Origin of the sequence: Horticoccus luteus (genome assembly GCF_019464535.1) — a bacterium.
GTDB classification, from domain to species: Bacteria; Verrucomicrobiota; Verrucomicrobiia; order Opitutales; family Opitutaceae; genus Horticoccus; species Horticoccus luteus.
In genome coordinates, this window is the sequence record NZ_CP080507.1 from 1,633,428 (window position 1) to 1,656,208 (window position 22,781).

At 64.9% G+C, this 22,781-nt stretch carries 11 protein-coding genes; 4 read left to right on the forward strand and 7 right to left on the reverse strand.

Features of this window, described 5'->3' with window-relative positions:
* Positions 1-23: 23 nt before the first annotated feature.
* The 3 genes from K0B96_RS06825 to K0B96_RS06835 form a co-directional block, all read right to left on the reverse strand.
* Positions 24-2,678: an ABC transporter permease gene (locus K0B96_RS06825; RefSeq protein WP_220165335.1), complete on the reverse strand. Its 2,655-nt coding sequence runs from the start codon at positions 2,676-2,678 to the stop codon at positions 24-26.
* Positions 2,679-2,748: 70 nt separating this feature from the next.
* Positions 2,749-5,508 (reverse strand): ABC transporter permease, encoded by a 2,760-nt coding sequence (locus tag K0B96_RS06830; RefSeq protein ID WP_220165337.1) that lies wholly within the window; start codon positions 5,506-5,508, stop codon positions 2,749-2,751.
* Positions 5,509-5,608: 100 nt separating this feature from the next.
* Complete coding sequence (locus K0B96_RS06835; RefSeq protein ID WP_255558874.1) at positions 5,609-5,941, reverse strand: PadR family transcriptional regulator; 333 nt, start codon at positions 5,939-5,941, stop codon at positions 5,609-5,611.
* 232 nt (positions 5,942-6,173) lie between these two features.
* Between K0B96_RS06835 and K0B96_RS06840 the strand changes: the two genes are divergently transcribed.
* Positions 6,174-8,174 carry a tetratricopeptide repeat protein gene (locus K0B96_RS06840; RefSeq protein WP_220165339.1) on the forward strand — a complete coding sequence of 667 codons (2,001 nt, stop codon included), beginning with the start codon at positions 6,174-6,176 and terminating at the stop codon, positions 8,172-8,174.
* A 66-nt stretch (positions 8,175-8,240) separates the two neighbouring features.
* Here K0B96_RS06840 and K0B96_RS06845 read toward each other — a convergent pair whose 3' ends face one another.
* The 3 genes from K0B96_RS06845 to K0B96_RS06855 form a co-directional block, all read right to left on the reverse strand.
* Positions 8,241-9,167, reverse strand: coding sequence for a carbon-nitrogen hydrolase family protein (locus K0B96_RS06845; RefSeq protein WP_220165341.1), 927 nt, complete (start codon positions 9,165-9,167; stop codon positions 8,241-8,243).
* The gene (locus K0B96_RS06850) at positions 9,164-13,507 is read right to left on the reverse strand and encodes a hypothetical protein (RefSeq protein WP_220165343.1); all 4,344 of its coding nucleotides are present in this window, start codon (positions 13,505-13,507) and stop codon (positions 9,164-9,166) included. Before K0B96_RS06850 ends, K0B96_RS06845 begins: the two co-directional genes overlap by 4 nt.
* Before the next feature lie 138 nt (positions 13,508-13,645).
* Positions 13,646-14,416 (reverse strand): helix-turn-helix transcriptional regulator, encoded by a 771-nt coding sequence (locus tag K0B96_RS06855; RefSeq protein WP_220165345.1) that lies wholly within the window; start codon positions 14,414-14,416, stop codon positions 13,646-13,648.
* 92 nt (positions 14,417-14,508) lie between these two features.
* Between K0B96_RS06855 and K0B96_RS06860 the strand changes: the two genes are divergently transcribed.
* Positions 14,509-15,657, forward strand: a complete 1,149-nt coding sequence (locus K0B96_RS06860; protein ID WP_220165347.1) for a Gfo/Idh/MocA family protein — start codon at positions 14,509-14,511, stop codon at positions 15,655-15,657.
* Between the two features lie 162 nt (positions 15,658-15,819).
* On the forward strand, positions 15,820-16,536 hold the full coding sequence (locus tag K0B96_RS06865; RefSeq protein WP_220165349.1) for a zinc metallopeptidase: 717 nt from the start codon (positions 15,820-15,822) through the stop codon (positions 16,534-16,536).
* A gap of 320 nt (positions 16,537-16,856) precedes the next feature.
* On the opposite strand, the gene K0B96_RS06870 is transcribed toward K0B96_RS06865, so the two are convergent.
* On the reverse strand, positions 16,857-21,131 hold the full coding sequence (locus tag K0B96_RS06870) for a Calx-beta domain-containing protein (protein WP_220165351.1): 4,275 nt from the start codon (positions 21,129-21,131) through the stop codon (positions 16,857-16,859).
* 347 nt (positions 21,132-21,478) lie between these two features.
* Between K0B96_RS06870 and K0B96_RS06875 the strand changes: the two genes are divergently transcribed.
* Positions 21,479-22,771 carry a WcaI family glycosyltransferase gene (locus K0B96_RS06875; protein WP_220165353.1) on the forward strand — a complete coding sequence of 431 codons (1,293 nt, stop codon included), beginning with the start codon at positions 21,479-21,481 and terminating at the stop codon, positions 22,769-22,771.
* Positions 22,772-22,781: the final 10 nt, after the last annotated feature.

The following is a 22,781-nucleotide window of genomic DNA, read 5'->3' on the forward strand; positions in this document are numbered from 1 at the left end:
ACACGGACCCGGGCGTCGTGACGTCATTCGCACCGCAGCGCTTCCATCGGATCGACTTTCGTTGCGCGCCGTGCCGGGAGCCAGCAGGCGAACAGGGCCACCGCGATCAGGAGGATGACGACAGCGGCGAAGACCGCGGGATCGATCGGACTGACCTGGAACAACAACGCTCGCAGCAGGCGGGACAACGCGAGCGCCGCGGCCAAGCCGATTGCCAAACCGACGCCGATGCGACGCCCGGCCTGCGCGAGGACCATGCGGAAGACGGCCGTGCGCGGGGCGCCGAGCGCCACGCGCACGCCAATTTCGCGGGTCCGCTGGGCGACACTGTAAGCGATCACTCCATAAACGCCCAGTGCCGTGAGCAACAAAGCGAGGCCCGCAAAGATCAAAAACAAGAGCATGCTGAGCCGGAATTTCGCGATCGAAACAGCCACGCCTGCTTCCAGACGAAACAGGCCGGCCAGCGGGAGTTGGGGATCGATTTGATGGATCGCTCCACGAAGGACAAGCGGGAGATCAGGGGCGTCGTCGCGGGCCTGAACGACGAGCAGCAGGTTCCGCGTCGTGGGATTTTGCGCGAAAGGTTCGTAAACGCAGCCAGGCACAGCGCCGACCAGTGCCTCGGACGCCGGACCCCATTGTTTCACGTCGCCGACAATCCCCACGATTTCGCGCCAGGCCTTTGAGCCCGAGTTCAGAAGGATGCGTTGTCCGATGGGGTTCTGCCCGGGAAAGAAGTGCCGGGCGATGCTTTCGCTGATGATCGCCACCGGTGGCGATTGCTTTTCATCGCGCGCAGAAAAACTACGGCCACTCAGCAAGGGGATACCCAAGACACGAAAGCAGTCAGGCGTAATGGCCGCATGAAGCGCGTTCTTTGCCGGCTGCGGATCGGGCGCACGGTCTTGGTCGATTTTGAAGCTCGTGCCCATGCTGCCAAAAATCGGCATGCCCGTGGTGAACGCGACGCCGTCGACTCCGGCCAAGCCCGACATCCGTTCAGTGAGTTGATCGACGAGCGCAGCCTGCTGGCTTTCGGCGCGATACTTTTCGGCCGGCAACTCCAACCGGTTCGCGAACACGCCGCCGGGGCGAAAACCCAGGTCAACGTGCTGCAATTTAATGAAACTGCGGCCCAACAAACCGGCGCCCGTCACGAGGAGCAAGGCGAGGGCGACCTCGAAAGCGACCAAGGCGCTGCGCAGGCGATGCGCCTTGCGATCACCGCCGGAGGCTCCGGACTTCATGCCCGTGGCGAGATCAACCCGCGACGCGTTCCAGGCGGGAAGCAGACCGAAACTCAGGCCGGTGAGCAAAGTGATGAGCAAGCTGAACGCGAGCACCCGACCGTCGAGCGCGATGCCGCTGCTCCGCGGCAGACTGCCGGTGAGCGGCTTGAGCAGATCGATGCTCCAGTAGGCAAGCACGAGGCCGCCAAGTCCGCCGAGCAACGAGAGAAGGAGGCTCTCGCAGATCAACTGGCGCGCAATCCGGCCGCGGGTGGCGCCGAGCGCTGCGCGCAACGCGATTTCCTTCTGGCGCACCGTGGCGCGGGCGAAGAGCAGATTGGCGATGTTGGCGCAGGCAATCAGCAACAGAAATGCGACCGCGCCAAACAGGGTATAAAGAAGCGCGCGGACGCCGCTCAGCATGTATCCGGAATGCGCCAGCACGTCGTCGAGCAAGGAGGTGAGTTGCGCACCGTGGCCGGCGTTTGTCGCGGGTCTCGCTGCGGCGAGCGCACTCGACAACACATTGAGTTCTGCGCCGGCGGCGGCGGCGGACACGCCCGGTTTCAACCGGGCCACAACGGCGTCCGGGCGATCTTTGCCGGCGAAGTTCTCGCGATCGGCGGCCGTGACGGTCTGGGGCAGGAAGAAGTGCGGTGCGCGGTCGATCTGCTCGTCGGCCGGCATCACGCCAACGATCGTGCAGGGGCGGCCATTGAGTTCGACAGTTTGATTCACGAGGTCGGCGCGTGCGGCGTATTGTTTAACCCAGAACCAATGACTGATCACGGCCACCGCGTCGTGGCCCGGCACGGTCTCGTTGTCGCGGAATCCGCGGCCGAGCAAAAGCGGGCTGCCCAGCGTGGAAAAGTAGTTGGCCGTGACGTGCACCACGGTGACACGTTCCGGTTCGCCGGCTCCTGTCAGATTGGCGGAATCGAAACGCGAAGCGGCGATACCGGAAAAGGACGAGGCGTGGCGCGCCCAGTAGTAATAGGCGCCCCAAGTCGGCGGCGCGGCTCCGCCGTCGGGCGGAAACGTTTCCCGCAGCGTGACGAGGCGGTCCGATTGTGGATAGGGGAGCGGGCGCAAGAGGACGCCGTGGAGGACACTAAATATCGCCGTGGTCGCGCCGATGCTGAGCGCCAGCGTCAGCAGCGCGATCGCGGCGAAACCCGGCGCCTTGCGGAGTTGGCGGGCGCCATAGCGAAGATCCTGAAAGAACTGTTCGAGCCAGATGAGTCGGCGTTCATCCCGCGCCCGCTCCTTGATCTGCTCCACTCCGCCAAAGGCGCGGTGCGCTGCGTAACGCGCTTCCTCGGGTGACATGCCCTTTGCAATGTTGCGTTCCGTCAACCCGTCGAGATGCGCCCGAATCTCCTCGGACATTTCGCGCTCGAGGCGGCGGCGCGCGAAGAGGGCTTTGAACTTGGTCCAGAGTTTCATGGGGTCGGAAGAGGGGTTGGGGTAAGGAGATTTTGGAATTGATCTTCAGCTTATAACTTACGGCTCATTTTCACTCGCACCGCAGAGCTTCCATCGGATCAACTTTTGCCGCGCGCCGCGCTGGCAACCAGCAGGCGAGCAGAGCCACGGTGAACAGGAATGCCGTCACCACGGCAAACACCACCCCGCGAAACATCATATCTCCCGCGAAGCCTGCGCCGGGGAGCGCCTTGCCAAGCAGAACCGCAAACGCCGTGCCCGCGCCGAGGCCCACCGCTGTGCCCCACGCCACGAGTCGCATTCCCTGGCGCACGAACAGCGCGGTGACCCGTTCCGCCGTCGCGCCGAGCGCCATGCGCACGCCGATTTCATGCACCCGTTGGTTCACACCAAACGCCATCATCCCGTAAAGGCCGATGGTTGCCATGATCAGCGCCAAACCGCTCAAGACACTGCTGAACCGCGCAAACGCTCGAAATGGCCACAGGCTCCGGTCCACGATCGTCGCCAGTTTCTCCTTGAATTCCAGCGGCACGCCGGCTGCCGCCGCCATTCGTTCCACGCCAGGCAACACGGCGCGCGAATCCGTCTGCAAACGCACGAGAATACTCCCGGACACGCGCTTTGCCGACGGAGGAAACCATAGCAGTTGTTTCCGGTCGTTTTGCGACCAGTTGTTCCGAATGCCGCCTGCCACCCCGATGACTGCATACGGGCGGAAATTCTGGTTGGTCTCAGGAGCAGGTTGCCCGGATTCGCGGTCCAACGTCGCAACATCGACCGACAGAAACTTGCCCACGGCATCTTCTCCCGGCCACAAGCGTTCCGCGGCTGTTTCGCTCACGATCACAACATCCGCGCCATTTACCACTTCGCGCGGGGTAAAGGCGCGGCCGCGCAGCACGGGCACCCCGCACGTCTCGAAAAAGCCCGCCGAAACCCGGCTGTAGGCGAACCCTTGTGGTTTTCCGTCGGCAATTTTCACATTAATTCCCGAAAAATTGTCGCCCGGCTTGCGCATCGGAATCTCCGACACCAAGCACGCCGAAGCCACCCCGGGAAGCGTGCGCAGCGTTTCAATCGCCCCCAGAGGATCCTGGGCCAACAGAGTCCCGGCACCAGCCGTGTCGGAGGCTTTCATCTGATAAACCCTCTCCATCGATAGACCCGAGTCGGAGCGGTCCATTTTCATGAGCTTGCCCGTCATAAGGCCTGAGACGGAGAGCAGCGTGAGACAGACCGCGACCTGACTAACGAGGAGAAGCGCACGCAAGCGCGGGGGAGTCATTTTCCGCCCCAATGCCGAACCCTCGCGCTTGAGCGCAAAGACGCCGTCGCGGCGCACCGAATGCAACGCCGGCACCAGTCCGGCCGTCAGCCCGGCGACCGCCGCCAAGAGCGCGCCAAAGCCAATGATCCGCCAGTCCAAGCCGATCTGAATCGTGCCCAGATAGTTTCGCACCTCGGGCAGATCGGCGAAGGCCGACATCGCTATCGGCCGCAGCCCTTGCAGCGTCCAGATGGCCAGCAGCATCGCCGCGACCGCGCCCAATCCACAAAGAAGAAAATTCTCCGCGAAGAGCTGGCGCACGATGCGTCCGCGCCCCGCCCCGAGGGCCAGTCGCACTCCGATTTCGTGTTGGCGGGTGATTCCGCGAGCGAGGAAAAGGTTGGCCACGTTCAAGCAGGCGATCACGAGAGTCAGAGCGAACCCCAGCAGGATGGGCGACATGGGCATCAGCACCTTCGTTAGGTACTCGGAGTCGACCAACATCATACCCGGGGCAAGGTGAACCGAGGTGGGCCGCCTTTCCGCCGGGTATTGTTGCTCCAAACGTCGCGCGATCGCGTCCAGATCCGCTTTGGCCTGCGGCGGCGATACGCCCGCTTTCATGCGTCCCGTCAGCGAAACCAACGGCCGCAGGCGGTCGCCGAGCTCCGCCGGGTTTGCCGTCAAAGGTATCCAGGCCGCCGGAGTATCGGCCGACTGGCCTAGAAAACTCGGAGCGGCGACTCCGATGATCGTGTAGGCGGTCTCGCGTTTCTTGCCGTCTAAATCCCGGATCGCGAGCGTCGTGCCGAGCACCTTGGCGTCCTTATGCAGATGAGTCTCCCAAAACAGATGACTCAACACCATCACCGGTCGCCCGGAATGCAGACCTGCTTCTCCAGGCAGGAACCCACGTCCCAGCGCAATCTCTCCGCCTAAGCCCGGGAAGTAGTTTCCTGAAACCGCCTGCAGCGAAATCCCCCTAGTCGTTGATTCCTGCGGCGAACCGATCACCGCCGGAGTCTCCTCCGGCAAATACGCCCTCAGCGGCGCGACCGCGACGATGTCGGAGAACGTCTGGGTGCCCGCACAATAATCGAGATAGTCCGGATAGGAAAAGCGCGGGTCGATCCGCCCGGGCACTTGTTCATTGCGCGCCTGAATATCGACGAGTTCGTTGGGCTGGCGACTCGGCAACGGCTGCAAGATGACAAAATCGTAGAATGAAAACAAAGCCGCGTTCACTCCCATGCCGAGCGTGAGTGTCAGCACTGCGGTGAAAGTAACGCCCGGCGACTTCCTCATCATGCGCAGAGCGAAGCGCAGGTCTTGGAGTGTCTCGTCGAACCAACGCCATCCGCGCACATCCCGCGCCTGCTCTTTGATCTGCTCCACGCCGCCGAACGTGCGCAGTGCGGCGTAACGCGCTTCCTCGGGCGAAAGGCCCGCTGCGATGTTGCGTTCAGTCAACCCGTCGATGTGGGCTCGAATCTCCTCGGACATTTCGCGTTCGAGCCGGCGGCGCGCGAAGAGGGTGCTGAATCTGTTCCAGAGCTTCATGAGGGGGATTTGTCCGCGGGGAGCGCGAGGCGGCGGCGTTGACTCGCGGTTTTGTTGTGAGGCTGACTCCGTTCAGTCGGTTTCCGCCGACTGGGCTGGGCTAGGCTTGCGCGAGGACTTGATTGATCGCGGCGGTGATGCGCGACCAATGCTGCGTCTCCGCGTCGAGTTGTTTGCGGCCGGCGGCGGTCAGGCGGTAGAACCGGGCTTTGCGGTTGGATTCGGAGATGCCTTCCTCGGCCTTGATCCAGCCCTGCGCTTCGAGGCGGTAGAGGGCGGGATAGAGCGAACCTTGCTCCACGCGCAGGACCTCGTCGGACATCTGCTGGATGCGGTCGGCAATCGCCAGACCGTGCCGCGGTTCGAGTTGGAGCGCCTTCAGGATCAGCATGTCGAGGGTGCCGTAAACGAGATCGGGTTTTATCTTGGCCATGGAAAGACGAGGGGAGGAGGCGCCGGCCTAGATGGACTAGGCGAGAAGGAGCACGAAGCGGTTGGCCTAGACTGTCAAGGCGGGATTTGGATCTGAGGAATCCCGGCGTAAAGCCGCTCCTGCGCAAAGGCGGGAAAGCTTCACTGATGCGGGGTGAGGACACCCCGCCTACAGAAGACATGCGACGCGAGAGGTTGAAATCGGATGCGTCGGCGCAAAGGCTGGGCGACGCATGAGCGAGACTTCGGTGAAGGCGGCGCGAGGACGGATGATTTGTGCGGTGCTGTTGATCGGCACGCTGCTGCTGTTCGCCCGTGCGTGGCGGCACGACTTCGTCAACTACGACGATCCCGACTACGTGACGAAGAACGTCCACGTGCAGGCCGGGCTTACGGCGGAGAGCGTGCGGTGGGCGTTTGCGACGAGCGATGTCTCCTACTGGCATCCGCTCACGTGGTTGTCGCACATGGCGGACTGGCAGCTTTACGGCGACCATCCGCACGGGCACCACGCGACGAGCATTTTGATTCACGCGATCAACGCGGTGCTGGTGTTTCTGGTTTTCCGGCGGCTGACGGGGGCGACATGGGCGAGCGCGTTGTGCGCGGCGGTGTTTGCGTGGCATCCGTTGCGAGCGGAGTCGGTCGCGTGGGTGGCGGAGCGCAAGGATGTGCTCAGCGGTTTCTTCGCGCTGGCGACGTTGTGGGCTTACGCGGTGTTTGCGCAGCGGCGGCGGGACGCGGCGGCGGGGGCGTGGTGGTTTTATGGGGCGGCGCTGGCGTTGTTTGCCGGCGGATTGATGAGCAAGCCGATGCTGGTGACGCTCCCGGCGGTGTTGCTGATTCTGGATTGGTGGCCACTCGCGCGCGTGACGAAAAAGCGGTGGGTGGCATTGCTGGCGGAGAAGGTGCCGTTTGGCGTGCTGTCGCTCGCGGTGAGCGCGATCACGATTCACGCGCAGAGGGCGGTGGGCACGCTGTCGGAAGTGCTGCCGCCGGGGGCGCGGCTGGCGAACGCGGTGGTGGCGGTGGCGCGTTACGTGGGGAAGTTTTTCTGGCCGTTCGATCTTGCGGTGCTGTATCCGCATCCCGGTTTCTGGCCGGCGGGGCGGGTGGCGCTGGCGGTGCTGTTTTTCGTCGCGGTCACAGGTATCGCGCTATGGCAGATGCGGCGTCGGCCGTGGGTGCTGGCGGGGTGGTTGTTTTTTCTCGTCTCGTTGCTGCCGGCGAGCGGCGTGGTGCAGGTGGGCATTCAGTCCATGGCCGATCGCTACACTTATCTGACGATGATCGGTATCGCGGTGGCGGTGATCTGGACGGTGCGCGAGTGGGTCACGTCGCGCGGTGCGGCGGTGACGCTTGCGACGGTCGTGCTCGTGATGCTCGCGGCGCGCACGTGGAATCAACTCGCGGTTTGGCGCGACTCGCTGGCGTTGTTCGACCACACGCTGAAGGTGGCGCCGGCGGGGAATTATCTCGCTTACAACAACCGTGGGCTGGCGTTGTTTGCAGCCGGGCGAGTGGACGAGGCGTTGTCGGACTATCGGGAGTCGCTGGCGATCAACCCGACGTGGATGGAGGCGAACAACAATCTCGGCTACACCTTGGCGCAGACGGGGCATCCAGCGGAGGCGATCCCGTATTATCGGAAGGCGCTTGCGGCGAAGCCGGACCAGCCGGAGGTGCAGAATAATTTGGCGAATGCGTTGAGCGATGTGGGGCAGCTCGACGAGGCGGTGCGACTTTATGAAGCGGTGCTGGCGCGGCAGCCGGATCATGTGAACGCGCTTAACGGACTGGGCGTCACGCTCGCAATGCAGGGCCACTTGCCGGAAGCGGTGGCAAAGTTTGAGGCGGCGCTGCGAGTCGATCCGAACAGCGGCAGCGCGCACAGCAATCTCGGCAACGCCTTCGCCATCCTCGGGCGGCGCGACGAAGCGATCGCGAGTTATCAGCGCGCGCTGGCGGTGCGACCCGACGACGCGCCAACGCTCAACACTCTCGCCAACGTGCTGGAGGCAGCCGGACGATGGCCGGAGGCGGTGGCGACCTATCGTCGCGCGATTGCATTCGCGGCGGTGAACCCGACCGCGCACGCGAATCTGGGCCATGCGCTGGCGCAGCTCGGCCAGCGGGACGAGGCGATCGCGGAGCTGCGGATCGCGTTGCAACAAAAGCCGGACGACGCGCAGGCTCGGGCGTGGCTGGCGGAATTGGAGCGCGCGAAAAACTGAGCGAGTGCCGCGCGCAGGCGCCGGCCGGAATCGTTCACTGCAAATCAAACAAGGCGTCGGCCACCGCTAGAGTTTGAACGCTCCGGTGCCACCGGCGTCGCCGGCGCGGATCGGAGGGCGGCGCAGATTCGGTGCAGTAAGGGCGGCGTAAGTGTCGGGGCGACGGTCGTTGGACATGTCGGTGCGCCAGACCCAGTCGCCGTCGCGCGTGAAACAGGTTGCGACGCGCGGCGCGTCGAGATCGATCTGGGCGAAGGCGATCCCGGGATGGCGGCCGGCGTCGGCGAGGATGGTGGCATCGGGGCCGATGACGCTGCTGCGGCCGATGAGCATGCCGGGGCGCCAGGCGCGTTCGGGCGGGCAGCCATAGCAGACCGGCACGACATGCACGCCGTTGTGAATGGCGGGCGCGCGCAGAAGGACATCCATGAACTCGCCGCCCCAACCGCTCATGATGTGCGGCCAAAAAATAATTTCGGCGCCGTTGAGGGTGAGGCAGCGCGCGCTCTCGGGAAACGAATTGTCGTGGCAGATTTGCACGCCAATGCGCGCGCCCTTCACGTCGAAGACCGGCCATGTGTCGCCGGGGACGACGCCGAGTGCCTTTTCGTTTTCGATGCAGTGCACCTTGCAATACTGACCGGCGAGCTCGCCGCGTGCGTCGATCACGAGGGCGGCGTTGCGGAGAACATCGTCGAGGACGGCGAGCACGGGGGCGATGATCGCCATGTTGTGGCGGCGGGCGATCGGCGCGAAGCGGTTGAGCGTGGCGGCGAGGGCATCGCGCACAAGCGGTGTGGCGGTGGTGCGGGTGAGATCGAGGCCGACGACGTTGAAGGTTTCACCGAGGCAGGCGAGGTCGGCGCCGCGCTGTCCGGCTTGTTCGAGCCAGTGTTCGGCGGAGGTGAAACGTGCGGTCTGGCGATCGGGCGCGGGGCCGCTATCGGGCAGCGTGGGAAGTTGAACGGCGGCGATGGTGAGCGGGCGACTCATGCGGAGAGGGGATTGAGGCGAAGGAGTTCGAGCGAGTGATCGGCGCGTTCGAGCAGGACGCGGGCGTCGTCGAGCGGGAGCAGGCGCACAACATCGTGCGCGACGGTCGCGCGCACGTTCCACGCGGCATCGAGACGGAGCAGAGCAGTGCGCGTGGCGACGAGCAGTTCGCCGGTGCTCGATGGTGCCAGGCCGACGACGGGATCGCCGCAATGGCGCGAGCGGATCACGCGACCGGTGGCGAGATCGACGGCGGTCACGAAGCCGTCGGCGCCGGCGGTAAACGCAGTGGGCGCGCCGGCGAGTTGCGCGAGGACGCAGGCGTGGAGGCTCATGCCGCCTTCGAGTTTCCAGAGCCAGTCTTGGCTTGTGGTCGAAAGAAGGCCGCAGCCAAGTTCGGTGGCGGCGAAGACGGCGCCGTCGGGTTCGCCGGGCAGGTCGACGAGGCCATAGGCGAGGGAGCGGCCGTTGAGAAACGGGATGACGCGGCGCAGCGCGCGGAACATCGGTTGCAGGAAGCCGCCGAAACTGTGTTGGTGTCCGCTCGGCCCGGGACCGGGAACGCCCTCGTAAAACATCAGGCCGTGATTCCAGCCGCAGCGCGCATAGATGTCGCCCGCGCGGGGACGGCCGGGCGGAATGACGAGGAGATTGTTGACCCACGGCCCGTCGCAAAAACTGTGACCGGCGACGTGGCCGTCGGCGTCGAGAAACACGACGATGCCGTAACCGCCGACGACGAGGGAGCCGCGGCCGGCGGCGTCGCGGTGCCAGATGGCGAGCGTGTGGATGGCGTTGAACCAGCCGAAGAGGCAGTCTTGGCGCTGGCGAAATTCTTCGGCGAGGTGGAGGTGGCGGCGGGGCGAACCGTCGGCGTTGAAAATGAGGAGTTCGCCGCCGAGGAGGCCGACGCAGAGGGCGGGCGGTTCAGCGGCGTCGAGAATTTGCGCGGAGATATGCGTGACGGAAGTCGGGAGTGTCGTGCGCCAGAGTTCGCCGCCATCGTCGCGCAGGACGACGAGTTCGAGGGCGGCGTTGACGAGGGCGATTTCGGCGCGGCCGTCGCCGTTGAGATCGGCGGTGAGCCAGGACTCGACGGCGGGGATTTCGGTTTCGTCGCCGAGCACTTCGAGGCGGTGGAGGACGAAGGGGCGGCCATCGGCAGGCGCAGGGATGCGGATGTGCAGGGCGCGGGCGGTGGTGCCGACGGCGGCGGTGTGCGTTTCGAGACGGTTCTCGGCATCGCGGTAGCGTTTGTAACGGCGATCAGGAGCGGGCACGACCGAGACAGTGCGCGATTCGGCGTCGGGTGAATCGACGGTCACCGTGATACCTTCAGGCAATGGGTTGAACGTGCGAAGACTCGGATCGTCGAGGCAGTCGCCGAGGAGGTTGAGCGTGCGCACCGGGCGCGGTTTCGGAAAGGTGAGCGTAAAATCATAGTGCGCGGCGGCGGGCCAGAGACGCCAGGTCTCGCGCGAGTAGCCGTCGGGCATGACGGGATCGAGAAGCTGGTCGGGCGCACCATCGATCGGCAGCGGGTGCGCGGTGACGCAGACATCGCGCACGCGCGTGGGAAGACGTGTGCCGGGATCGTAGGTCCAAACGGAGGACGCACCGGGTGTCTCGGCGACGGTGGCGGGAGCGGGGCGAGCGCGGAGGACCGGACGCAATGAGTGCAGCCAGAGGGAAATGGCGTCCGAAAAAGCGGCGCAGCTTGCGGCGGAAAGGTGGAGCGTGGCGGGATGATCTTCGCGGAGCGCGAGCGTGGTGCTCGCACCGGCGAGGGAGACGCGGACGTCGGCGGACGCGCGGCCGGGGGCGTCGAATTGGAGAACGAGTTCGTGCGTGGTGAGATCGAGGCGCGCGCTCACCGGGGCGGAGGCAGCGAAGTCCAGTTGCAGAGCGCCGAGAGTGAAGGCGGTGGCGCCGGCAAAGGTCAGGGAGGTGGCGTTGACGCACGCGCTGACGGCGGCGGCGGTGGCGCCGGGCAGCCAGTGGGTGGCGGCGTCGAGTTCGACGGCGCACCAGGCGTGCGGAGCTCCGTTGCAGAGCGCGAGCGCGGCGCGTTCATCGAGGCGTTGAAGATCGAAGGTCTCGAGATCGGTCTGCGCGCGGACGTAAAAGAGATTTTGGAACGACGCTTCGTCGCCGGTGCGGTGGGCGCCGGCGCGGCGTTGCCGGAGCACGAACGGCGCGCAGGCGCCTTGGTCGAATTCCTCGTCGCTGGTGGAGGAGAGACGATCGCTGGCGACGAGGGTGAAGCGGTGCCGGCCTTGATCGCTGTGCCAGCGGCGGCCGTGCTTTTCGGCGTAGTTGGGCGTGCGCCACGTGCAGGTCAGCGAATAGTCGCCATCGGCGGTGAACGCGACGCGGTCGATCACGACGAAGACGCCGCCGCCGAGTTTCGACCAGAAGAGATGACGGGTCCACGTGGTGTGGTGATATTCGGACAAGCGCGTGACGGTGAGGGCGAACGCGCGGAAGTCGGCGGTGGCGACGCGTTCGGCGATGGGCGGCATCGGCGTGTCGTTGCGCCCATCGCTGATGAGGAGGCCGTTCTTGTCGTTGAACGAATGGCGGGAGGTGTTTTGAACGAGAAACACGTGGCCGTGCTGGTAGAAGCGGACGATGGCGTTGGCGGCCTGCATGTGGCCCTGCCAGCGAAAGCCGCCCTGGTAGCCCTGAATCATGAGGTAGGCGTCGGCCCGCGCGAAGCCGGCGCGCAGAACGATTTTGTCGAAGCCGCGCGACTGCGGGAGGTGATTGAGACCGATGGCTTCGGGGAGTTGCCACGTCTCGGCGGCGTTGACCATGTGGCCGGAGAATTCGATGTGCTCGGGGGGATGATTGCTGAGCGCGAGTTGGTGATCCGTGACCGGCAGGACGTGGACGGCGCGGGCCGTGGAAGGCGCGAGGGGAATGAGTTCGGCGCCGGTGTCGAATTTTTGCAGGAAGACGGGGGCGTAGTGGAGGAACGCGTAGCGTTGCGGCACGCTGAGATTGGGGAGCGTTTCGAGGATCCACTTCAGAGTGCCGTCGCCGTAGTAGAAGGCGCTGCACGCGGTTTGAAGCGTGGCTTCCTGCTGGAGATACATGCCCTGGCTCTCGCCGTAACCGCCCTGGCCCGCACCGGCGCCGTTGTTGTCGTGCAACGCGATCGCGCGCTCGGCGACGCGGCGGGCGTGGCCGGAGGTGAAGAACGCGTGGCGTTCCTCGCCGAGGGCGTAGCGGTAAAGGGTGGCGAGGTTGTTCAGCGAGCTCTCGTCGTCCTGATCGTCGAGGCGGGCGGCGGCGAGGGCGTCGAGAAACGTATGGCACTCGGCGATCCAGCGATCGCAGTGCGTGCGCAGTTCGGGCGTGGGGCTGGCTTGATCGCGCAGGTAGCGGGCGACGAGGAGAAATTCGTAGGTGCCTTTGCCGTGGTGCCGATGGCCGAGCGGCGGATGGCCGTGTCGCTGGCGCCACCATTCTGTCTGGTTGCCCCACGCGGTGAGGAGCAGGAGGTGATCCGTGCGGGCGAGGTCATCGGCGGTGAGAAGGCCGCTCGCAACGAGGAGCGGAAGGGCGCGCATGAAGCGTTCGGCGAGGTAGTGCCAGTCGCCGTAACCTGCGGTCATGCGAGCGTTCAGGGCGCGCAGCGCGTCGCGCGCGAGGAGCGCGTAACGTTCGTCGGCGGTCCACGACCAGAGGAGCGTGTAGGCGCCGATAATGCGGATCGGCTCCGTGGAAAACATGAGACCGCGGCCGCGCAGCGCCTGCAATTCCGGCGAATCGTCGAGGGGCGTATAGGGCCAGGCGGCGAGTTGCTGCGCGAGCGCCGGGGCGAGTTCGACGGCGAAGACGAAGGGGAGAGGCGCGCCGGATGGAAGGGCGGCGAGAGCGGCGAGGAGGTGGTCCACCGCGCGTTCGACGCCGCGCAATGAACTTCCGCCCGCGAGGACGGCGTTGGCGCCGGTGCCGAACGGGTTGACCAAGGTGCGTAAATCGTAGCCGTCGCCGCCGGGGTAGGTGGCGTCGGTGGAAACGACGAAGTTGGCGTAGAGAGGCTGGAGCGCGCGGTTGGTGTTGAGATTGCCCAGCAGGATGAGTTCACGCGTGCGCCACGTCGCGGGCAGGGGCGTGCTGCGGGCGGGCATCAGGGCGAGATCGGAGGAGAGCTCGGGTGTGCGGCCGGTGAGTGTGGCGATCGCGCGGGCGAGTTTTTCGGCGAGCGCGCGCCACGCCGGATCGGCGGCGGGGAAGATGATGCCGGGGGTTTGGTCGCGGCGGTGGAGATCGAAATCCCGACGAATGTGCCGGGGGAGAACATCGACGGCGGGAGGGCGCGGGGTGGACATGGGTGGCGGCGGATTCCACATGAGCGGGGAACCAGCGGGTGAGGCGCACGGTGGGGCCGGGGCGGAGGTTTGTCCACTGCGGTGCGCGGGCGGTCCGGGCAAGGGGAACAGGCGGGCGGATCGTCGGGCGTGGCGGAGTCACGCCTCGTCGCGCCAGGCGCGCGGGGTGCGACCGGTCTGGCGGCGAAACCAGCGGCTGAAATAATTGGGGTCTTCGAAGCCGGCGCGGGTGGCGGCGTCGGCGACCGAGGAGGTTTCGCGGAGGGCAGTCTGCGCGGCGGAAAGGCGGAGTTGGTCGCGATGGGCCCGGAGGCCGAGGCCGGTTTCGCGTTTCAACTTTCGCGTGAGGTGGTCGCGGTGGTAACCGGTTTCGCGGGCGAGGGCCGCGAGCGATGCGGCGGCGGGGAGGCGTTCGCGCACGCGGTTCGCGAGGGGAACGGGCGCGGGAGCGGGTTGATCCGCGGGCGGTTCGAGGAGGCGGGCGACGACGGCGAGAATCGCGGGGTAGTCGGAGAGCGTGGGCCGGCCTTTGCGGGGCACGCGGGCGAGGAGGACGTTGAGTTCGTCGAGGGTGGTCGGGGCGAGCCGGCGATGGGTCGAGCGCACGCGGGCGGCACCGGCGAGTTGATAGTCGAGGACGAGGCTGACGGGGCGGCTTTGATCGCGGACGACGAAGCCGTGCGGCACGCCCGCCGGAATGCTGAACAAATCGCCGGCGCGCGCAGCGTGGCGACGACCGCGGACGAGCTGCCAGCCTTCGCCCGTGAGATACAGAATGAGTTGCGCGTGGGAGTGGGCGTGCGGGGCGACCTCGGTGTCGCGGTGCCGGTTGAGCTGGAGCTTGCGCAGCACGAAACCGAGCGCGTCGATTTCGATCTTCTGAATGAGGATGGGACTCCAGGCGAGCATGCGTCGGAAGTGTGCTAGCAAATGTCGGTTTCGTCCTAACGCAAGCCGCGGCGGGCGGGCTAGAGTGGCGGCAACCTCAAACCCTCCCTTAAATGACCACGCATAAAGTCGGCATCATCATGAACGGCGTCACCGGACGCATGGGCACGAACCAGCATTTGCTGCGTTCGATCAAAGCGATCATCGATCAGGGAGGCGTGAAGCTTTCCGATGCGGAAACCATCATGCCCGATCCGATTCTGGTGGGCCGCAGCGAGACGAAGCTGGCGGCGCTGGCGGCGCGGGCGGGGGTGAAGCGCTATACGACGAACCTCGATGCGGCGCTCGCGGACGCGAACAACCAGATCTATTTCGATGCGACGCTCACGGGACAGCGCCCGATCGGCGTGCGCAAGGCGATCGCGGCGAAGAAACACATCTACTGCGAGAAGCCGACGGCAACGACGTCGAAGGAAGCGGTGGCACTGTATAATGAGGCAACCGCGGCCGGATTGAAGAATGGCGTGGTGCAGGACAAGCTCTGGCTCCCGGGTTTGGTGAAGTTGAAGTGGCTGATCGACACCGGTTTCTTCGGGAAGATTCTCTCCGTGCGCGGCGAGTTCGGTTACTGGGTGTTCACCGGCGAATACGAGAAGTTGCAGCGCCCGTCGTGGAATTACCGCAAGGAGGACGACGGCGGCATCATCGTCGATATGCTCTGCCACTGGCAGTATGTGATTCAGAATTTGTTCGGCGACATCAAGAGCCTGACGTGTCTCGGCGCGACGCACGTGCCCACGCGTTGGGATGAGGCGGCGAAGCCTTACAAGTGCACCGCGGACGACGCGGCGTATGCGACCTTCGAGCTCAAGAACGGGGTGATCTGCCACTTCAATTCGTCGTGGGCGGTGCGCGTGGATCGCGACGATCTGCTGACGTTGCAAGTCGACGGCACGCACGGGTCGGCGGTGGCGGGGTTGCGCGATTGCAAATCGCAGTCGCTCGCGGCGACGCCGCGTTGCGTGTGGAATCCCGACATCGACAGCCCGGTGAAATACAAGGACGGCTGGGTGCGCGTGCCGGACCAAGGTTTTTACGACAACGCGTTCAAGATCGAGTGGGAGTTGTTTCTGCGGCACGTCGTGAAGAACGAGCCGTTCCGCTGGAATCTGCTCGAGGGCGCCAAGGGCGTGCAGCTCGCGGAACTCGGTCTGGAGTCGTGGGCGGAGCGGCGCTGGTTGGACGTGCCGGCGTTGGGCTGACGTTTCTGCCCGCAGGGTGCCAAACACCCGATCGCGTTAAGTTTGCGCCGACCTCAATGGTCGGCGCTTTTTGTATAATCGGCTGATGATCAAGCTCGCGCTGGAAGGCGTCGACCGGTTGCGCTTGCTAAAGCGCGGGGGTCTCCTAACTCGTTCGCGACCATGACCTCGATCCTCGCCTTCGCATTTCTGCCGACGCCGATCATCATCGTGTTGCTGCTGTTGACCATGGGTTTCGCGCTCTATGCGCAAATCCGGGTTTCGAGCGCCTACGACAAGAACGTCAAGATTCCGTCACGCGGCCGCATCACGGGACGCGAGGCCGCGGAAGCGGTGATGGCGCAGGCGGGAATCACTAACGTGGAAATCACGGAGACCCGTGGGCATCTGACGGATCACTACGATCCGACGCATCGCCGCCTGGTGCTCTCGAGTGAAAACTACCGGGGCACGAGCCTGGCGGCGTTGGGCGTGGCCGCGCACGAGGCGGGCCACGCGATCCAGCACAAGGTGGGCTACTCGATGTTGAAGACGCGCATGGCGTTGGTGCCGGTGACGATGTTCACGTCGCAATTCCTGCCGATCATCATGTTCGCCGGTTTCTTTTTTGGCGGATTTGGACGCGGCGGCGGCCTGATTCTCGACATCGGCATCATGTGTTATGCGGTGTTGACGCTGTTCCAACTGGTGACGTTGCCGGTGGAGTTTGACGCGAGCCGCCGGGCGAAGGTGGAGTTGGTGAAGCTGGGGATCGTCGATCGCGATGAGATGCCCGGAGTGAATCAGACCTTGAATGCCGCCGCGTTGACGTATGTGGCGGCGTTTCTGGGCGCGCTGCTGCATCTGCTGTATCTGCTCTCGTTGCGGCGCAACGATTGAGGCCCTGACCGCCCACCGTGCGGGTGTGCGCGCGGTGGCACGTGTCCGGCTTTTTTCAGGCGCGCGGCGGTCGCGGCGGAGGACGCTGCGGAGGACGCGGGCGCGGATTGTAACCCAGTAGGTTGCACGAGGCTTGGCCGGGTGATCGAGAACGAGAGGGTTTGCCGGCGCAGCGTGGCGCTACGAAAAGCGACCGGGAAAGGGACGAGCCTGGTGAGCGAAAGGGACTCGAAAACGAAAGAGCCCGGCACGATCGGCGTGCCGGGCTCTGCGTTTCTTTCACGCGCTGCTTAGGATGCTGGACTAGCTGGACAAGGGGATCAGTTGACGTTGGCGGAGTTGACCAGGAAGGGCATGCCGTTGACGGACATGGAACCGGCATACTCGTAGGCGTCGGTGCCGTTCGCGCCGCAGCCATAGACGACGCCGTTGCGGGTATCGTTGATGGTGTTGAGGCGGAAGTTGTGGATTTTGCGGCCGTGAAAATCGGCCACGCTGAGGATGTTGCCGCGGTCGGCGACGCCGAGGCCGACAGGATCCTCGACGCGCGCGTCTTGAATCCGGCGGAAGAGGGTGCCGGTGCCTTTGTAAGTGACGACGGTATCGATGGAGCGCTCGCCGCGGCAGGCGATGTGCAAGAGGTTGTTCAACGGATCCGAGGTGCCGGTGCTGCCGTTGCTGGCGGTGGCGGGGATGAGCGGCAGGTTGGAGATGTTGTAACGTGCGGGAACCATCGCGACGGGATTGCGACCGACCTTGAACGTGCCGATTTCGCGCAGCGCGCCGCCGGTTTGCCACGTGGAGCGGTTCATCAGCGAGGACGTGTCGATGATGTGAACGGTGCCGTCGCGGGAGGCGATGTAGCCTTTGTAGATGTCGCGCGACCAGCGGTCGATTTTCTGGCCGGCGAGCACGCAGGTCGGGGCGGGGATGTCGGCGGACCAGACGATTTTGGGCGTGAGGTCGGGACGCACGCTGAAGGCCTGCGGAAATTGCTCCGGCGCGGAACCGCGCGTGGCGATCGTGCGCTGGAAGCTGGCCGCGGACGAGAGGTAGCTCTCACGCATGTATTGGAAAAGCGGCGTCAGATCGAGAATGACGGCCTTGTTGTCCTCGGTCGAAGTCACGATGGCGTAGCCGCCCTTCGCGACGATCGCCTGCCAATCGCCGTCATAGACGAGCTGACGGTTGTGATCGTCGCTCAGGTCGATCTGGCTCAGCGCGCGACCGCTGACCGTGGACGGCGACCACCAGCTATTGGCGGCGGCGGCGACGGCGTTGGGCGACGTCATCGGGAGATCGACGTAGCCGAGGACTTTGAAGTCGGACCAGCTACCTTGGTTGACGAGGCCCATGTAAGGCCAGGTGTGGTAGGCGAGGAATTTACCCTCGAGAGCGATGACGGCGAGCTGACCCTGTTTGAGGTCGGTGTCCCAGATGGTCACGAGGGCGAATTCGTTGCTCGTCGTGACGGCGATGGCGGTGGGCACTTTGTTGGCGGGGAACTTGAACGCGGGATAGGGACGCTCGCTGCCGCCGCGGCTGGTTTGCGTGCCGGCGATGCCGAGAAAGCCGCCGCGATAGAGGATCAGCGCTTCGTTTTGCCAGATGCCGTAGTTGCGGACCATGGCGATGGGCTGCATCGGCGTCTGGCCGCCGTTGACGGCGATTTGGTTGGGATCGCGCGTTTGCGGATCGGGATGGGGCTTGCTGTTGCCCGGGTCGAGGCGGGGGCTCAGCGCCCAGACCTTGTTGTAATAGGCAAACGTCTGGACGCGATCGAGGCCGGGATCGTTGGCGGTGTCGTCGGGCACATACGCCACTTGACCGCTGCAGCTCCAGTAGTTGGCGAAGTCATCGCCCGGCGTGCCCAATTCGTAAGGGCTCACGCGGTAAGAATATTTCTTTGCTTCGGCCGTCGTGAGCAGGGTGGAGGTCGGTTTGAAGGTGAGGGGGCGCGTGTCGGGGACGCCGGGATTGAGGTCGGTGAACGTGGGCCCGAGGCGCGCATCGATGGAGGCCGCATCCCACGTCAAGGAAGCGCGGGAATAGCTGGCGGCTTCCGCTTCGGCGACGGGAGCAGGAGGCGGCGCGGTGATTTCCACGCTGGCCGCGGTGGAATGGCCGAGCGCGTAGGTGGCGGCGGGGGCAACGGCGACCGTGACGGTGCCGCTGCCATTCGCTGCAGAGGCGACCTTGATGGAGGCCGATGCGCTGCCACTCTGGAACGTAACGCTGGAGGGCAACGCGGCGTAATCGGCGCCCGCAGCGGCGTTGCCACCGACGGTGAGGGTAACGGTGAGGGACGAGGCCGTGGAACCGGTGCGCGTCAGTTGCAAGACGCCCGCCGCGCTGGAGCCGGCTTCCGTGCTCGGCGTGGGGGCGGAAATTTCAACGACGGGCAGAGCGGGCAAAATTGTGATGGTCGCGACGGCGGCGGCGCCAATTTCACGGTCGGTGCCGGTCTTCAGCACAACCGTCACGGTGCCGCTGCCCGAGGTCGAGGGAACGACGTTGAACGTCGCCGTGGCCGAACCGGCGAGGAAGATGGCAGAGCCGGAAAGCGCGGCGTAATCGCGATCTGCGACCGCCGATCCGCTCACGTTATACGCGATCGTGAGTTCGTTGTCGGTGGGACCCGTGCGGGTGATTTCGAATACGCCGGGGTTGTCCCCACCGGCGCGTGTGAGCGAGGTCGCGGCGGTGACGTTCACGACCGGGAGCGGCGCGAGGAGCGTCACGCTGCCGGAGGCGGTCGAGCCGGCATTGTAAGTCGAAGTGGACGTGACGGAAACGATGACGGTGCCGGAACCGACATTCGTGGGCGTGATGGTGACCGTTGCTGTCGTGGCACCGGCGGCAAAGGCGGCAGTGCCGGAGAGTGCGGTGTAATCGCGCCCGGCTACGGCGGTGCCGCTCACGGAGTAGTTGACGGAAAGCGACTTGGTCACGGGGCCCGTGCGGGTGAAAGTCAGAAGGCCTGTCGCGCCGGAGCCGGATTGGACGCTGGCCTTGGTCGCCGCGATCGTGATCGTCGGAAGGGCGGGAGGCGCGATCGTGACCGTCGCGGAGGAGGGCGTGGCGGGCTCGTAGGTTGAACCGGTGAGAAGGGTTAATTTGACAGTGCCGCCATGGTCGCCGCGCGGAACGACGTTGACCGAAATGTTGGCGCGGCCGGCGGCGAAAGTCACGGAGCCCGGCAGCGTTTCGTAATCGATTCCCGCGGTGGCGCTTCCTGCAACGACGTAGCTGATCGTCAGGGGCTGGTCGGTCGAGCCGGCGCGAGTGAACGTGAACACGCCCGTCGTGCCGCCGGTAGCGGTGCTCGTGGCGGTGGCGAGGAGCGAGACTTGCACGTGAGTCGTGTCGGCGGCTTCGCTCGACTGCGTTTCGACGGGCGCGATCGAAACTTCAGCGGAATTCAAGTCGCTGATTGTGTAGCGGGCGGTGGGAGCGAGAGTGAGAGCGACACTCCCCGGCGTGCCGTTGGCCGGGATGACTTCCACGGTGGTTTGCGATGAACCCGCCGCAAACGTGGCGTGGCCGGCGAGAGGGGCGTAGTCAGCGCTGGCGGCGGCGGTGCCACCGATCGTATAACTGACTGAGAGGGGCGCGGAAACATCGCCATTGCGGGTCAGCGTGAAGACGGCGGGTGAGGCACTGGCGACCGTTGTAGTGGGAACGGTGGCCGTGACCGAAATGTTCGGCAGCGGCGCAACGGCACCGAGATCGTAGATTTCCACGAGAGCGACACCGGACTGGCCGCCGACTCCAGCGACTTGAATCGTATAGGAGTCCGGGGCGAGCTCCGCGACCGTCGCGGCGTCCTTGCTGCCCGGACGGAAGGCGAAAGCACCGACGGTTTCCGACGCGCTGTTCACCGCATCGACCGCGGTCTGGTTGCTCCAGTTGTCGTTGGTGATGATGGTGGTGCCGGCAGAATTGAGAATCGCGAGCGTGGGATCACTCAACGCACCGCTGACGCCCAACTCTTTAAGGGCGGGACCGGCCGCACGCACCAGCAGGCGGCGCGCGCCATCGCCAGGGCCGATCACGAGGCCAGAGATAAGAATGGCGCTGCCTGTCTCAACGTTGGCGCGGGTGGAGACGTTGAGCAGACGGGAGTTTCCCTCCATGTCGTAGACTTCAACCAGGGCCACTCCGGAATTTCCCGCGACGCCGGAGACCTGCGCAGTGTAGGCGCCGGGCGCAAGTTGCACATGGAGAGCGGCATCGTTGCTGCCATCGGCGAGAGGAAACGCGCCGACGGCGGTGAAAGAGGACTTGAGCGCGGCGTTCCAAGCTTGGTTGGCGACGATGCTGCGGCCCTGCGCGTCGAAGAGCTGGAGGTTGGGACGGGCCAGCGCGTCTGACACTCCGGCGTGAGTGAGGCCTGGGCCGACAGCGCGGACCAAGACATCTTTAGGGGCATCGCCCCCGATCACGAAACCGGCGATCATCACTCCCGCGCCCGAACCAACGGGGCCGCGGGAGGATAAATTCTTAATCAGCGGCTCGGATGTCGCCGCAGAGGCGGAGGATGCGAATCCAGCGAGGAGTGCCAGGAATCCGAGTGAGACGAGGGACAGCTTCATGAGGGTAATTACGTGGGTAAGGGTTCTGCATATGTAGTTACCGGCTGGATTCGGATGGTGTATCGGATAATCTCCCATGGCTACCAGCGCGAATTCTCCCGTGGTCAGGTTTTAACCATCCTTTCACTGCCCCATGCGTGCGCAGTGGAAAAACTGATACGCGCGCTAAGGGTGTCCGCCGCGGTTCGTCAGCTCGACCCTGATTTTGAGAACATAGCAACGATTCTATCGTCAACGCGTTAAGCCATGCAGGTCATCGTCCAGCAGCTTCGGGGAGAGTCAGTTCGGGTGCCCACCGTCCGCGAATGCGCGGTGTCGTGCGGCAAGCGCCTCGTGGAGGAGCGGTCATGAGAATCGTCGTCTGGGGAATCAATTACGCGCCGGAGCCGACGGGGATAGCGCCGTTCAACACGGGCTTGGCGGAATATCTTGCGGGGCAAGGGCATGAAGTCGCCGTCGTCACGGGGTTCCCTTATTACCCGCAATGGAAGCGCGCGGCGGATACACGGGGGAAATTTTTCGCGGACGAACGGCGCGGCAACGTAAGCGTGCATCGGTGCTGGCTTTACGTGCCCGGCGTGGCGACGACCGTCCGACGCATTGCGCACGAGTTGAGTTTTGGGCTCGTGTCATTCTTTCGCGCGCTGGCTCTGCGGCGCGCCGATATTTACGTGGTGATCAGCCCGCCGCTCGTGCTCGGCTTTTTCGCTTGGATGCTGACGCGGTTGAAAGGGAGTCGCTACGTGTTCCACGTGCAGGACTTGCAGCCTGATGCAGCGGTGGGCCTGCAAATGATCAAGGGCGGCGCGTTTATCCGCGCACTCTACGCGTTGGAGCGTTTCGCCTATCGTCACGCGGCGGGCGTATCAGGAATCTCCGACGGGATGATGGCGGCTTTTGCGGACAAAGGAGTTCCGCTTCATCGCCGCATCTACTTTCCGAATTGGTTGCGCGGGCCGGATACGGATGGCGAGCGGCCGTTGAGCTTTCGCGAGCGATACGGTGTGCCGGCCGACGCGCTGCTGGCGGTTTACGCCGGAAATCTCGGACGCAAACAAGGAATCGATATTCTCTTGGAGACCGCGCGACTGCTGGAGAGCAGGGAGAAAACAGATCCTGCCGCGCGTCGTATCCGCCTCATCATCATCGGGAGCGGAGCGGGACGCGCCGAGTTGGAGGCCAATTTGGCGGGCGCGAAGCTGGAGAACGTGCAGTTGCTGCCCTTGCTGAACGACGAGGATTACAGCGCGATGTTGAAGGAGTCCGATGTTGGCCTGATCACGCAGGCGGCGGGCACGGGGCAGTTCTTCTTTCCAAGCAAGCTGCTGTCGACGTTGCGCGCGGGATTGCCGGTTATCACCGTGGCGGACGAAGGCAGCGAGCTGGCGCGCGCGGTCGCGGACGGAGGATTTGGCCAAAATATTCCTCCGGGGCGGGCAGATCTTTTGGCGGAAAGTCTGCGCGCCGTGAGTGCGGATCCTCTTTTACGACGCACGTGGGCGGCGCGAACGCAGTGGGTGCGGCAGTTCAGCCCGGCGTTGGTTCTCCCGCTGTTTCAACAGCGTTTGGAACTCCTAGTGGATGAAACGCGTCAAGGACCCGGCTGGCCGGTCCGGCAGCGCGAACTCTCACATCCCTAGCCGTTTGTCA

Coding starts and splice junctions, on each gene's coding strand:
- K0B96_RS06875 (WP_220165353.1), top strand. CDS start 21,479: ATGAGAATCGTCGTCTGGGGAATCAATTACGCGCCGGAGCCGACGGGG.
- K0B96_RS06850 (WP_220165343.1), bottom strand. CDS start 13,507: ATGTCCACCCCGCGCCCTCCCGCCGTCGATGTTCTCCCCCGGCACATT.
- K0B96_RS06865 (WP_220165349.1), top strand. CDS start 15,820: ATGACCTCGATCCTCGCCTTCGCATTTCTGCCGACGCCGATCATCATC.
- K0B96_RS06825 (WP_220165335.1), bottom strand. CDS start 2,678: ATGAAACTCTGGACCAAGTTCAAAGCCCTCTTCGCGCGCCGCCGCCTC.
- K0B96_RS06835 (WP_255558874.1), bottom strand. CDS start 5,941: ATGGCCAAGATAAAACCCGATCTCGTTTACGGCACCCTCGACATGCTG.
- K0B96_RS06845 (WP_220165341.1), bottom strand. CDS start 9,167: ATGAGTCGCCCGCTCACCATCGCCGCCGTTCAACTTCCCACGCTGCCC.
- K0B96_RS06840 (WP_220165339.1), top strand. CDS start 6,174: ATGAGCGAGACTTCGGTGAAGGCGGCGCGAGGACGGATGATTTGTGCG.
- K0B96_RS06830 (WP_220165337.1), bottom strand. CDS start 5,508: ATGAAGCTCTGGAACAGATTCAGCACCCTCTTCGCGCGCCGCCGGCTC.
- K0B96_RS06870 (WP_220165351.1), bottom strand. CDS start 21,131: ATGAAGCTGTCCCTCGTCTCACTCGGATTCCTGGCACTCCTCGCTGGA.
- K0B96_RS06855 (WP_220165345.1), bottom strand. CDS start 14,416: ATGCTCGCCTGGAGTCCCATCCTCATTCAGAAGATCGAAATCGACGCG.
- K0B96_RS06860 (WP_220165347.1), top strand. CDS start 14,509: ATGACCACGCATAAAGTCGGCATCATCATGAACGGCGTCACCGGACGC.